Source organism: Paenibacillus sp. J22R232 (assembly GCF_056269165.1).
Genome location: NZ_JBWDNK010000010.1, coordinates 202,510 through 215,152, shown reverse-complemented (window position 1 = coordinate 215,152; position 12,643 = coordinate 202,510). Strand labels below are relative to the sequence as shown.

Genomic DNA, 12,643 nt, shown 5'->3' with positions numbered 1-12,643 from the left:
TCCCAAGCATCCAGCTCTAATTGATAATGGACCATACGGTAACCGCAGCTGGCGCCACCGCCAGCATGAATGGAAACTTTTTGCCTGAGTTTGCCCATCGCAGCCACTCTGGCTTTCTCCACCCCGATGCAGGCGCGAGAATGGCAGTCACACCTGCCGCAACCCGCTTCCCGAAAGCCCGATTAACTGCGAGAACAAACAATCCGATTATTCCCGCGTACAGAATCGCATAAAACATCAGCTGCAGGACCAATACCCCTCCCGCCCATGCGCCTAATGCTCCGAACAGCTTCACATCTCCTGCGCCGATGCCTTTGGCGATATGAAGGAGCAGCAGCGGCATAAAACCGGCAATTGCGCCAACAGCAGCCGTACCCGCTCCGGCCATTCCATTTGAGGCAATATGATAGATAAACGCACCGATAAAGAAGCTTAGCGTTAGGTAGTTGGGAATAATCTGCGACTTCAAATCCGTAATAAACGCCCATACTAAAAGCAGTCCAATTGCCAGTGTCGGATATAAGTCCATTCAAGCTCCTTTCTGCAGCAGTCGATCATTGAGTTAGCTGCTGCCGCTGCTTTTCTCCACGACGAAATGCATAGATATCCGGTTATCCGCACGGCCAGACTCTGATGCGGCAAGCTCCCATATACCGGGAGTTGTATTCCCGGAAACATGCCAGGTCCATTTGATATATCCTTCTGAGTCAGCGACGGCCTCCCCCAAATGCTTTGCTTTGCTAGATCCGCTTTTATAGGTAACCTCCAGAGAAATCGCCGCTCCCGGCGCTGTTTTCACGATTACGGAGGCTTTTCTGCCAGGCCGCAGCGGTGAAGGCTCAATCGCCACGATTTGGATCGGCACGGCTGCTTGGTCCCCGTCTTCAATGCCATATCTTGCTGGCGCCGCATCACTTAACCAAACACGCTCCGCGGCTTGCTCTTTCAGTACGATTGGCTTTCCCAAAAAAGGCAGCTTTAAAGGAAAATCATATTCTACCTCGATGGATAAATACGGTTCATTGCTCTTGGTTAAATCGGGCAGCGTCAGCCAGCTTAGCCTTAGGCGAGCCGGATCTATGATAGCCGCATCGGTAAAGCTCCTGATCAGAGGCATAATGACGGCTTGCCCGATATGTGTAGCCGCCATATTCTGGAGCGGTTGAAAATCTCCTCGCAGCGTAGAGGCTATTAACGGGCCTGCCGGAGATGGCAGCCATTCCGAAGCCTCTGCTGCTACTTCGTTCCAAGGAGACAGAGGAACCAACGTTTCGGGAAGAGAAGGAGCCTGGGCAGCAGCTTGCTGCCAAGCCAAATCTACAGGATGAATATGGGCCGCAATCTGCTTGACCGATTGCGAGGCTGCCGAATGGAGGGCCATTTGCACCGCACATAATCGGATGAGCATCACGAACACCAGCAGCACCACAATAACCATCGGCATTACCAAAGCTGATTCTACAACGATTGAGCCCTGCTCTTCCCTTAACTTGCGAAGCCTAATATGACCAGCCGATTGTTTGCGTAGTCTCATAGCGGTTTCCTTCAACCTTTCCATCCAGAAGTCCGAGATTGCCGAGCGCGCCCATTAAGCCAGGCACGAACCAAAGCTCCGCGGAGAGCCTAGCCTCTCCCGTTACGCCGCTCGGAACAGCTGATAATATCGTCCCGCTATTATGCTCGATGGATGCAATCATCCGCGCTAAGCTAGAGCTGTCATTCGCCCCGTGTAATAGTATAAAAAGCCTTAAATAATCCTGGTAAGAAAGCTCCAGCTTCACATATTTGGACAAAGGCGCTGAGCCCCGTTCGGTGAACGCAAGCAGATCCTCTATCGATTTCTCTAAGCCGTAAATAAGAGCTGCAGATAGAATGAGCAAAGGATGTCCGAGTGTCCTGCTTTCAATTAACCCTTCCATCGTTCGTACTGACAGCCTCGCGGCAAACAGTTCCCCATATGCAGCAGCAATGTTTCCCACCGGATTGTGGAAGCCATAAATAATGTATTCGGCCTCCTGGTTATTGAATGAAACAGCATGCGACAGCTCTGACAACTCACCACCGGTCATCATCGCCTTCAGATGCTGAGGCGCAAACGAAGCATACCTGCCCAGAACGTATTCACCGAAAAACAAATCGTCTCTCGTATCCGTCAGCATACTTGCCATGCCAGAAAACAAGCCATCCATTAACGCAGCTGATTGCTCGGAAGCATCGTGAGCCCCTCCTGCTGTTCCTGCTGTATCTGGAATGGATGCTTCCTCCTCTTTCTCGTTAAACAAAAGATTGGCATTGTACAGCTGTTTGATCTGTTCAAAAACAAGCTGATGCTCTTCCGTTTGCGGAATTGCAGTAAGTCCGTGAAGCAGGCTGCGAGCCTGTTTCCACAATGATTCGGACTGCTTCTCCTGCTGCTTTAGCTTTTCTTTAATCTCACCGTGCTCCAGGGCATTTCTTCTGCTTGCCAAAATTGCAGCAGGCTGGATATATTTTTCATTGTAGCTGCCGTATGCAACGCTGAGACTCGCTGCCCCCTCTAACAAGGTGTCTGCCGACAGCATCCGGATTGGCTTTATCAGCGAGGCCATAGCACTTGTCTGGAAGCTCCCTGTCTCCATATCAATCGCAGCCGCGGATGAGCCTTGGGCCTCAAGCTCCTGCCGGTATTCCGCAAACCACTCATCATTCAGAACCAGTTCAACCGCTGTTTTCCTTATTTGTTCCAAATCCGATGCCGCATCGGCAGGAACCTCATGCTTAACCGCTCCCGGCACTTCCATTTTCGAAACGGAATCATATCCGCCTTGACTCGCTCGCTGGTTCGCTTCCCTGGCTAGCTGCTGCATCTGCTCGTTCAGCGTCCTAGCAGCTCCTAGCTCCTTAATTGCATCCCCCAGCAGCTTCGTATGGCGTTGAAGCATGTCTCTGCCGACCTGCCTAAGTGTTAATGCAAACCCTTTTACTAACTCTTCATAGTCTTTCATTTGCGTTGTCTTTTCCTGGCCTCCCTCCGACTCAGACAGCTGGCTCTTCATAGCTATCGCTGCATAACCCGAATATGCTCCGGCGATGCCTAAGGCAGTATCGGCAGGTATCGTTCCCGTGCTCGCTTGAACCGGAATCATCGCAGACACTCCGCTGTCCCTCATTGCTGCTGCAGCGAGCTCTTGCAGTTGAAGAACGCGGATTAAATGGGCTTCGCGCTGCTCATAAAGCTTACGCATACGCTCGAGCAGACTGATGGTAATGGAAGATTCCTTCATTGCACCAGCGATCGGTATAAACTTAGCAGCTAGCTCCAACGTAAAATCAACGGGTGCCTTATATTTCATTTCCTCCAAGACCTGCCTAGCAAAAATGTCATGGCTCCCCAAAAACGAAGCAGGATGCAAGGCTGCTTCGTCTGCCTTAATCCGAACCAGCTTCATACCAGGCTCCGTAAACCGAGCCGATTCATCCGTGTTGGCTGTCAGTGCTTCCGAGAATATCGCCTGCCCCTCCGTACCGCCTCGGCCAAACAAGCCGTAGCGCTCGTAAAGCGTGGAATCATAGGCTGAGAGTACGGACCGCACACCTGAGCGAACGGCATCCTCTGCCAGCTTGTGCATAACCGCAATGCGCGCATAATCAATAAGCAGAGAAAAAAATAACAGCAAGGAGGATAACACAATGACGGAAAAAACGGTTACCGCTCCATTTTCTTCAAAGAAAAAACCGCTATTGCAGTCTGTTTTCTTTAATTTCTTTATTTTGGCGGCCAATGCCTTTCTACACCTCCATCGTTACGTTCCCTTCGGCTTGCCAGCTTTTGAAGCCTCGGCATAAGGTGCGAGAACCTGACCCGCTTGCTGCTTCGCCTGGCTCGCACCGCCTGTCCGGTTAGCGAATCTTGCCGCATAGTAACGCGTCAAATCAATGCTTCTTATAAATTCAACCGGATCTATGATCGAGGCAGCTGCTACGGTTTTGGGCTCCCTTCTCAGCCAGCTGGGCGCGGCTCTCCCATTCGAAAAAGGAGACTTTAGCTTAACCTCAACCACTCGCTTCAGAACGTCCCGTGAATAGCTCATTTGCCCTTCATAAGCCAAAGCGGCGTCTCCCATCCACTGAGCCGACTTCGCCAATTTGCGATAATACAAATCATCATCGACGCTATCGGCCTTTCCTTCAACCGGGAGCGCGAAAGATGCCGGCGAGATTTCGCTGCCGATGCTGAACAAGCTGCTGAGCATTTCGTCATCGCCTACCCGCCAATACAAGCCATCATAGGCTGGCTCGCTCAGCATCCCGCTTCTAGCTATTCGGAAGCTGTTGTCCCAACTAAAGGCAGCGCGTTCCGCAGTTGAGGACGCCGCGTAATAAAGGACAACCTTCTGGTACATATACATGCCGAACAATAAAAATAACAAGATAAGGCCGAGCAGCAATGGAAACACAATCGTGGCTTCCAGCGTAAAGCTGCCCTGCTCCTTTCTTAGTATCTGCAGCAGTCTCACACGAAAATTTTGCTTATCCATGCAATGGCACCTGCTAACTGAAAATTTTATCTGCCTCGTCGTCCGCCTTGCCCATCAGGCGCTCGATTAATTCGATGATCCAGTCCTTAAACAACAGGGCAATAATAATGACAACCGCAATAATCAGAATAATCTCCAGCGTGCCAAGTCCCTCTTCCTCTTTCCAAAACGAACGAACGGATTTTGCTAACTGATTCATTTGTCCTCTTCCTCTCTATTTTCAATTTAAGACATAAGCAGAACGGCTGGCGCGGCTACCAGAATCATGAGCACCAACAAAATGCCGACAAGCGGAAATACAAGCTTCGACGAAGCCTCCTCCCCACGCGATCTTGCAATCGCCTTACGCTTCTCCCAAAGCGTATAGGACAGTTCCCGCAAGGCGAGCACGAAATGCTCTCCCCCTCTTCGGTAATTGAGCAGCAGTACTGTCGTAAATACGGATACCTCCTGCACCGAGCAGCGCCGGTTAAAGCGTTCCATCGCCGTATTGAACGACTGGCCATTCCGCAGCATCGAAACAGCCTCGCTCCATTCCTTATATAAGGGGTGAAGCTTCACTTCTTTCCCTTCAAGCGACCTAGCCAGCGCCTGCTGCACAGTCTCTCCCGCGCCTACAAGCAGCATCAGCTTGCTCAGCATGTCGGGCAGCTCGATGATCATCTGCTGCTTGCGCTGCTCGACCTTTCTTCCCGCTTCTACGAATGGCCGAAGCGTAAGAACGATACCGAATATAGCTCCTACCACGAGCAGCAGAGGCTCTTGTCCAAGAAAACTAAGCCACGCGCAGGCCGTCAATGCGGCGTATCCCATGCCTAACGAAGCCGCTGCCTGCTTTTTCGTCTGCTCCATCGTCCATCCGTTTTCCATTAACAAGAGAAGTCTCATATGAAAGCTTCCCATTGGCAAATGCAAGGAATCAAATACCTTATGCCGCTCCAGCATACGTAAAAAGGGATTTACCATACCCAGCTGCTTCCATGCTTCACTCGTCATTCCGCCTTGCTGCTTCTTCCCTGCAAGCTGCTTCCAGCATGCATGCAGCGTGCCTACCCCCGCCCAATAAACCCAAATTCCGATTAGCGCAAACGAAGCTATCGCGGCAGCCATTTCTCCCTTCCTTTCACTACATTTGAATGCGCATCATTTTTGCCATTAGCCAAAAGCAAGCCAGCAACAACGCCAGCGCAGCTGTCAGCAGCAGGTAGCCGGCTCCATCATATAAAGGTGCCATGTAATCAGGAGCGGCTAGGCTTAAAAACGCGAGGAACACAAAAGGGACCGCCATCATAATTCGTCCCTCGAATCTCTTCTGGGCAACCATAACGGCTATTTCTTGCTCAATCTCCAACTTCTCGCCAATAATAACAGCGGTCCGCTTCATGACCTCCAGCAAATCCCCTCCTGAACGCTTGCAGGCTCCCAAAGCATCGACGAATTGGGTGATCTCGTCTATTCCCGCCCGATCCGCAAAATTTCTCAGGGCATATTCAATGGGCTCGGCATTTTCTAGACGAAACCGTATGATTTGAAATTCGATCAATAGCTCCGTTTTCGCGTTCGGATATAGAAGCCTCAAGTCATCAAGGGATGCTAGAAAAGCATTCTCAATCGAGCGCCCCGCCGCAAGCGAGGAGGTTAGCGAGAATAACGCTTCCTTGAATTGCAGCTTCAATCGTTCTTTTCGCTCACGCAGCAATGACATGCGCCGAAAGCGCGGCGCGATAATGCCAAGTGCCGCTGCTGCTAGCGATAACAGAACGGAATGGTAGAACAGGTAGACCGCTGAATAAAAAAGAAGAGACGCCGTAGACGCTGTCAGTAAGAACTGTTTTCGGCTGAGATGATAATGCTCGTAGTTCGTTAATACTCTGCCCGCGCGAATATTCGCCAAAATCTGTTCGCTTTCCCAGCCGCACCAATATAAAAAACGCTGCTTTCTCCCCGATAGCCCATACCGATGCCCCGTTTCGGACATGCCTTTAGCCATACTCATAGCGCAGCCTCCCCCTTTCCCTTTCTACCAGCCATGATCAGCTTGTCCTGTCTGACAATGGCGTTGTCTGTCCGTTTCAGCCCACCCGCCACCTTCCCCTCACGCTCACCCTTCTCCTCGAAATAAAACAAAGGATTAAGCATTACTTCACCGTCAGCCATTCCCACGACTTCGCAAATTTCCGTTACTCTGCGCGATCGGTCCCGGAATCTCGATAAATGAATGATAATATCAATCGCTGAAGCAATCTGCTGCCGAATGACCGTTACAGGCAGTTCCGCTGCGCTAAGTGCCATCGTCTCAAGCCTGGCGAGCATATCCTTCGCACCGTTCGAGTGGCCAGTAGACATGCTTCCAGCATGGCCTGAATTCAACGCTTGCAGCATATCCAGCGCCTCTCCGCCCCGCACCTCCCCCACGATGATCCGGCTCGGCCGCATTCGCAGCGAAGCACGAATCAGATCGCGTACGGTGATCTCGCCTTTGCCTTCCGTATTCGCATTCCGTGTTTCCATCGAGACAAGATTCGGAATGGAGCGAATTTGCAGCTCTGCCGAGTCCTCGATGGTAACGATCCGCTCATCCGCTGGTATGAACTGCGACAAAGCATTAAGAAAGGTCGTTTTGCCCGTCCCCGTTCCTCCGCTGATAAACATATTGTATTGCGCCCCTACGAGCTCACTCAGGAATGCAGCCGCGTCACCGGATAATGACTCAAGCCCCACCAGCTCCTCCATCGCAAGCGGCTTATCCGGGAACTTACGAATGGTCATGCAGGGACCCTTGAGCGCAACGGGAGGAAGCACGACATGCACCCTTGAGCCGTCCTTCAGCCTCGCGTCTACGATAGGCGACGATTCATTGACTACGCGGTTTACGCTGGCCACTACGGTCTGGATCAAATCCTCAAGCCGTTCCCTGCTCTCAAAGGAAACAGGCAGCAATGACATTTCGCCTCTTCTTTCCACAAAAATTTCCGCATGATGATTAATCATGATTTCACTGATCGAAGCATCCTCCATAAGCGGCTGTAAAATATCGAGTCCGCGGAAGGAGTGGAACAGCCTGCGCACCAGCTTGACTTTCCCGGTTGCCGTTAACGGATTGCGCGCACACCAGTCAAATACCGTCTCCTCCGCGATATTCAGCAAGCTTTCGTCGGACAAGGAGCCGCTGAAATCAATCTTTGACCGGATTTGATCCCTCAGCTCCAATACGATTTCATCGCTCGGCAATCATTCCCTCCCCTTCCATGAAGAGCTGCTTGAACAGCTGATCGGCCGCTGCCCGGTACAATGGCGATGACAGCAGCTTTACGCGGCTTGCCCCTCGCCAATCCGCAACTTCCGGCAGGCGGAAGCTGACGGTGCCTCTGTCATCCTTTTCCCGATTCCCGCCTGGATGATTACTGACAGATTGATTATTCACGTATGTAAATTTCCCGAGCAATCGCTTGAAGCGCCCGTCCCACTTCTGCTCACCGTAGCGAAGTACCATGGCTTGCTTTTGTCTTGCGGATGCAGAGCTATTCGATACCCACAGAACAAGATTCGATTTCTCAAACACGCTCACATGCGTGCCGTCCAGATCGCTGTCCAAATCGACGATAATCAAATCGTATTGCCCGCTTGCGGAGATCACCTCAAGCAGCGAAGCCGTATCCTCCTCGCTCAGCGTTAAGCGATCCTCTAAATTGGTGCAGAGCGCCAAATAATCAGCACCAAGAATGGCGTCACGTTTTCGATGCTCCAGCAGCCACTTGCCAGCTAGGCCAGATTGTGCCTTAAGGCTGTAAAGCAGCTCTGATAGGCCTTCCTCCTTTAATGGCTCTTGCTTCTGGTCCTCCTCGTTTCGATTTGGTTCAAACCATGATTCCGAGGAATTCCAACGCTCCAGATTAAGATAGAACGTTCGGAAACGGTGCATGCTTGCCGCATGCGCGATATGAAGCGCAAGCCCGGTCTTCCCGGTGCCGCCGGAAGCGGAGTATACCGCGAGCACCCGCGTTCCGGCAGCCATATCTTCAAATGTTGGAGCTTGACCGGATAACGCTGCTGCTCGGGCATGAATCTCCGACATCCGCTGCAGCAGCCGCGGGAGCGGCTGATATTGCTGGAGCTCATGCTCCTCCGTACTTTCACCGAATGCAAGCACGAGCGCGATAACCGTCATCCTCGGAAGCATCGGCTTGGTCTCTGCCAGCAGCCCCGGCTGCGCAATCAGCATATCCAGCTTGTATCCTTGCCCCACGTACCGTTTGCAAGCATCCGCATGGGTAAAGGCAATAATCTGCCATTGCTCGCTATACTTGCTGTCGCGGATGTAATCGGCTAGCCGCCGCAAGTATTCAGTGTCGCTTACAGCTACTCCCAGCTGGTATTTCATCATCCAAGCATTCCTCCCTTCAGCAAGAAAACACAAAAAAAGCACCGTAGAAGGCGCAGTTAGCTGCGTCCTTATACGGTGCTTCCGTGTGTGATCTTTAACTTTGTATAAAATTTACCATACCCTGATTCTATTCGTCAACCAAGGATTTTACTTCTGCTTGTCCCAATCGCTAAGAAACTTCTCGATCCCGATATCGGTAAGCGGGTGCTTCCACAGCGAAGGCAGCAGCGAGCCCGGTATCGTCGCAATATGCGCGCCTGCGATGGCAGCCTGCTCCAGATGGCCGATATGGCGGATACTCGCAACGATGATTTCAGTCGGATACCCATAGTTACGAATAATGGCGTTCAAATCGCGAACCAGCTTAAGCCCTTCTACGCCAATGTCATCCAGCCGCCCGACAAACGGGCTAATGAACGTCGCTCCTGCTTTTGCTGCCATAAGCCCCTGAGCCGCGGAAAAAACGAGCGTCACGTTCGTTTGAATGCCTTTTTCCGATAACGCGTGTGCTGCATACAAGCCATCCTCCGTAAGAGGCAGCTTAATCACAACATTAGGTGCCCATTCCGCTATTTCAAAAGCTTCCTTAAGCATATCGTCCGCCTTTGTTCCAATAACCTCGGCGCTGACCGGACCAGATACAATGCTGCAAATTTCTTGGATGACTTGTTTAAAATCCCGTCCCTCCTTCGCAATGAGCGAAGGGTTGGTCGTAACCCCGTCAACGAGCCCTAGCTTGGCAATACGCTTAATTTCCTCTACGTTCGCTGTATCCAAGAAAAACTTCATATCCGGTCATCTCCCTTTGTTTATTGGAAAAAAAGTTTGATTTCCCGCTCCGCGCTTTCGGTCGAATCCGAGCCATGGATAATGTTGCTTGCCACGTCGATCGCAAAGTCCCCGCGAATCGTTCCCGCAAGCGCGTCAGCAGGGTTCGTTGCTCCTATGAGCGAACGCGCATTTTTAATCGCGTCCTTGCCTTCCCATACCATAGCAAATATCGGTCCTGACACGATAAAATCCACCAGCTCGCCAAAAAAAACCTTTGATCGCAAATGCTCGTAATGATGCTCCGCATGCTCTCTGGAGAGCTGCATAACCTTTGCGTCCACCAGCGTAAAACCCTTCTCTTCAAAACGTGCGACAATCCGACCTACTAAGCCGCGAGCATAACCATCGGGCTTAACCATTACAAACGTTCTATCCATTTAGAATCCCCCTTGTCTCTATCGGTATAGCCATTTATTTGTTAAGCCATTCAGTAATAATGCCTGCAGTTTCTTCAATAGCGCGATTGGTGACATCGATAACCGGACAATTCAATGATTTCATAACGCCTTCCGCGTAATCCAGCTCCTCTTGAATCCGTTCACGCGTCGCGTATTGGGCCGAAGCCGGAAGCCCCAGCGTCTTCAAGCGCTCGGAGCGAATTTCAAGCAAGTGCTCGGCTTGCATCGTGAGCCCGATAATTAACCGGCCGGGAGCTGGCTTCAGCTCCTCCGGCGGATTGACCTCCGGCATCAAGGGCAGGTTAGCCGTTTTGATTCCCTTATGGGACAAAAAGATGCTTAACGGTGTTTTCGATGTCCGTGATACGCCGATCAATACGACCTGCGCCTGCACAAAGCCTCGCGCGTCCTTGCCATCGTCATATTTGACCGCGAATTCAATGGCGTCCATTCGGCGGTGATAGGCATCATCTATCGAATGCAGTAGTCCTGGCTCGCGCTTCGGAAAGCTGCCGAACGTGTCCACATAAGCTTGCATCATCGGTCCCATCACATCGACGGCGCGCACGCCGACTCTCAGCGCTTCTTCCTTCATTAGCTCGCGCAGCTCTGGCTGCACGAGCGTATAGCTGATAAAGCCGCCTGTGCCCACCGCCTCAGCGACAATGCGCAATATTTCATCCTCCGACTTGATATGGCCGTAGCGCTTGATCTTCACCTGCTCGGATGAGAATTGGCGCAAGGTCGCCTTTGCTACCGCTTCCGCGGTTTCCCCTACGGCATCGGAGCATACGTAAATAATTTGCTGTGTCATAACTCTGGCTCCCCCAATTCCCCATCCATCGCAATGTCCGCCATCAGACGTATAATATTCGACTTCGACACCCAGCCGGTAACCTCTGGATCGGCCGTTTGCTCCTCCCTTGGAACAATGACCGGCAGACAATCTACCTGGTGCAGCGACATTTTTCGAATCGCGTCCATAACGGAGTCGTCTGGCATCAGCGTCACAATATTGGGATAGCGTGTCATCACCATACTGACGGGGATTGCCGCAGCGCCGGCGTTTCCAAGCGTTATTTTGAGCAAATCCTTAGGCGTGACGATGCCAACAAACCGCTTCTGGTCATTGACGACCAGGAGCGTATCCGCATTCTCCGTGAACAAAGTAATGACGGCATCATGAACGGACAAATAGTCAGGCACATTAACGGGGACGCCCTGTACCTCCCTTACCTTCATCGTGTTAAGCTGCTGCAGCGGCTCACGGTTCGTTCGGTAGGCGTTGCCTAGGAAATACCCGACCTTTGGCTTCGCGTCAAGCAAGCCTAGCATGACGAGAAGAGATAAATCCGAGCGCAGTGTCGGTCTGCTCACGCCTAGATTGTCTGCTAATTGTTCACCGGTAATCGGCGCATGCCTCTTCACAAGCTCAAGAAGCTCCAATTGCCGAGAGGATAATTGAATCGGACTCTCCTCCATTCTATTTGTGAGTCATAATTAATTTATGTAGCACTATTATTCGTTATATAATATATCATATTAAAAGAATGTGTACAATAAATAGGACTAATCTTCTTTAAAAATCACTTTATATAACGCCTGTGTACCATTATTCTCATTTCCTTGCTCGATAACCTGCTCATATAAAGATCTTGCCAGCGCAAGCCCAGGCAATGTCAGCCCCATTTCTTCCGCTGATTCAATGGCAATCTTAATATCCTTCATGAAATGTTTAACGTAGAAGCCCGGAGCAAAATCCCCTTTAATAATGCGCGGACCTAGATTCGAAAGCGACCAGCTGCCAGCCGCGCCTGTCTCAATGCTCTTCAGCACCTTGCTAGGATCTAGTCCAGAGCTCTTGGCATATGCAAGTGCCTCGCTTACCCCGATCATATTGGATGCGATCGCGATCTGATTGCACATCTTGGTGAATTGCCCAGAACCAGCTCCGCCTTGGTGCACGATATTTTTGCCCATGCGCTCAAACAACGGAAGGATCGCATCAAAGGTTTCCTCCGCGCCTCCGACCATAATGGACAGTCTTGCTTCCCTTGCTCCGACATCGCCACCTGAGACTGGCGCATCGAGTACTCGCAGGCCTTTGCTCAGACCCTCAAGCTCCAATCGCTTGGCAAGTGATGGGCTGGATGTCGTCATATCTATAAATACCGCATTTTGGCGCGCATGACGCAGCAAACCCGATTCTCCCAGATAAACCTCTTCCACATCAGCCGGGTACCCAAGCATCGTGAAGATGATATCCGAATCCTCCGCTACCGCCATAGGCGATTCCTGCCAAATTGCTCCCTTGGATACCAACCCGTCTGCACGTGATTTCGTGCGGTTATATACGTTTACGCGATACCCTGCCTCAAGCAAATGTCCCGCCATGCTGGCCCCCATAATGCCTGTCCCTATAAATCCGATAACGCTCTCTTGATTAACCGCTTGCTCCGTCATTTCGATTCCGCCTCTCATTTGTTGGTTTCATTGGCTTCATTGTATCAAAA

General features: G+C 51.3%; 14 protein-coding genes. All 14 read right to left on the bottom strand.

The genetic code is table 11. The annotated features are described in order from the left end of the window. Positions 1-16 precede the first annotated feature (16 nt). Positions 17-529 (bottom strand): A24 family peptidase, encoded by a 513-nt coding sequence (locus AC0YN3_RS24495; protein WP_475777553.1) that lies wholly within the window; start codon positions 527-529, stop codon positions 17-19. A 33-nt stretch (positions 530-562) separates the two neighbouring features. After that, entirely contained in the window at positions 563-1,534 is a 972-nt protein-coding gene (locus AC0YN3_RS24490; protein ID WP_475777552.1) for a TadE/TadG family type IV pilus assembly protein, read from the bottom strand. Continuing rightward, entirely contained in the window at positions 1,500-3,761 is a 2,262-nt protein-coding gene (locus tag AC0YN3_RS24485; RefSeq protein WP_475777551.1) for a hypothetical protein, read from the bottom strand. Before AC0YN3_RS24485 ends, AC0YN3_RS24490 begins: the two co-directional genes overlap by 35 nt. 21 nt (positions 3,762-3,782) lie before the next feature. Next, positions 3,783-4,517, bottom strand: coding sequence for a TadE/TadG family type IV pilus assembly protein (locus AC0YN3_RS24480; RefSeq protein WP_475777550.1), 735 nt, complete (start codon positions 4,515-4,517; stop codon positions 3,783-3,785). Between the two features lie 13 nt (positions 4,518-4,530). Beyond that, the gene (locus AC0YN3_RS24475) at positions 4,531-4,716 is read right to left on the bottom strand and encodes a Flp1 family type IVb pilin (protein ID WP_475777549.1); all 186 of its coding nucleotides are present in this window, start codon (positions 4,714-4,716) and stop codon (positions 4,531-4,533) included. Positions 4,717-4,742: 26 nt separating this feature from the next. Beyond that, on the bottom strand, positions 4,743-5,627 hold the full coding sequence (locus AC0YN3_RS24470; protein ID WP_475777548.1) for a type II secretion system F family protein: 885 nt from the start codon (positions 5,625-5,627) through the stop codon (positions 4,743-4,745). 16 nt (positions 5,628-5,643) lie between these two features. Beyond that, positions 5,644-6,513 (bottom strand): type II secretion system F family protein, encoded by an 870-nt coding sequence (locus AC0YN3_RS24465; protein ID WP_475777547.1) that lies wholly within the window; start codon positions 6,511-6,513, stop codon positions 5,644-5,646. After that, a complete protein-coding gene (locus AC0YN3_RS24460) occupies positions 6,510-7,748 on the bottom strand; it encodes a CpaF family protein (RefSeq protein WP_475777546.1) in 1,239 nt (412 codons plus the stop codon). Before AC0YN3_RS24460 ends, AC0YN3_RS24465 begins: the two co-directional genes overlap by 4 nt. Then, the gene (locus tag AC0YN3_RS24455; RefSeq protein WP_475777545.1) at positions 7,735-8,901 is read right to left on the bottom strand and encodes a P-loop NTPase family protein; all 1,167 of its coding nucleotides are present in this window, start codon (positions 8,899-8,901) and stop codon (positions 7,735-7,737) included. Before AC0YN3_RS24455 ends, AC0YN3_RS24460 begins: the two co-directional genes overlap by 14 nt. 147 nt (positions 8,902-9,048) lie before the next feature. Further along, positions 9,049-9,690 (bottom strand): fructose-6-phosphate aldolase, encoded by a 642-nt coding sequence (gene fsa, locus AC0YN3_RS24450; protein ID WP_475777544.1) that lies wholly within the window; start codon positions 9,688-9,690, stop codon positions 9,049-9,051. Positions 9,691-9,710: 20 nt separating this feature from the next. After that, positions 9,711-10,109 (bottom strand): nucleoside-diphosphate kinase, encoded by a 399-nt coding sequence (ndk, locus tag AC0YN3_RS24445; protein WP_475777543.1) that lies wholly within the window; start codon positions 10,107-10,109, stop codon positions 9,711-9,713. 34 nt (positions 10,110-10,143) lie between these two features. Then, entirely contained in the window at positions 10,144-10,944 is an 801-nt protein-coding gene (locus AC0YN3_RS24440) for a pyruvate, water dikinase regulatory protein (protein WP_475777542.1), read from the bottom strand. Beyond that, a complete protein-coding gene (locus tag AC0YN3_RS24435) occupies positions 10,941-11,612 on the bottom strand; it encodes a CBS domain-containing protein (RefSeq protein ID WP_475777541.1) in 672 nt (223 codons plus the stop codon). Before AC0YN3_RS24435 ends, AC0YN3_RS24440 begins: the two co-directional genes overlap by 4 nt. 87 nt (positions 11,613-11,699) lie before the next feature. Further along, entirely contained in the window at positions 11,700-12,593 is an 894-nt protein-coding gene (locus AC0YN3_RS24430) for an NAD(P)-dependent oxidoreductase (protein WP_475777540.1), read from the bottom strand. Positions 12,594-12,643: the final 50 nt, after the last annotated feature.

What these genes read in the sequence shown, in the direction of transcription:
- AC0YN3_RS24495 (WP_475777553.1), bottom strand. Translation starts at nt 529, where the DNA reads ATGGACTTATATCCGACACTGGCAATTGGACTGCTTTTAGTATGGGCG.
- AC0YN3_RS24490 (WP_475777552.1), bottom strand. Translation starts at nt 1,534, where the DNA reads ATGAGACTACGCAAACAATCGGCTGGTCATATTAGGCTTCGCAAGTTA.
- AC0YN3_RS24480 (WP_475777550.1), bottom strand. Translation starts at nt 4,517, where the DNA reads ATGGATAAGCAAAATTTTCGTGTGAGACTGCTGCAGATACTAAGAAAG.
- AC0YN3_RS24475 (WP_475777549.1), bottom strand. Translation starts at nt 4,716, where the DNA reads ATGAATCAGTTAGCAAAATCCGTTCGTTCGTTTTGGAAAGAGGAAGAG.
- AC0YN3_RS24470 (WP_475777548.1), bottom strand. Translation starts at nt 5,627, where the DNA reads ATGGCTGCCGCGATAGCTTCGTTTGCGCTAATCGGAATTTGGGTTTAT.
- AC0YN3_RS24465 (WP_475777547.1), bottom strand. Translation starts at nt 6,513, where the DNA reads ATGAGTATGGCTAAAGGCATGTCCGAAACGGGGCATCGGTATGGGCTA.
- AC0YN3_RS24455 (WP_475777545.1), bottom strand. Translation starts at nt 8,901, where the DNA reads ATGATGAAATACCAGCTGGGAGTAGCTGTAAGCGACACTGAATACTTG.
- fsa (WP_475777544.1), bottom strand. Translation starts at nt 9,690, where the DNA reads ATGAAGTTTTTCTTGGATACAGCGAACGTAGAGGAAATTAAGCGTATT.
- ndk (WP_475777543.1), bottom strand. Translation starts at nt 10,109, where the DNA reads ATGGATAGAACGTTTGTAATGGTTAAGCCCGATGGTTATGCTCGCGGC.
- AC0YN3_RS24440 (WP_475777542.1), bottom strand. Translation starts at nt 10,944, where the DNA reads ATGACACAGCAAATTATTTACGTATGCTCCGATGCCGTAGGGGAAACC.
- AC0YN3_RS24435 (WP_475777541.1), bottom strand. Translation starts at nt 11,612, where the DNA reads ATGGAGGAGAGTCCGATTCAATTATCCTCTCGGCAATTGGAGCTTCTT.
- AC0YN3_RS24430 (WP_475777540.1), bottom strand. Translation starts at nt 12,593, where the DNA reads ATGACGGAGCAAGCGGTTAATCAAGAGAGCGTTATCGGATTTATAGGG.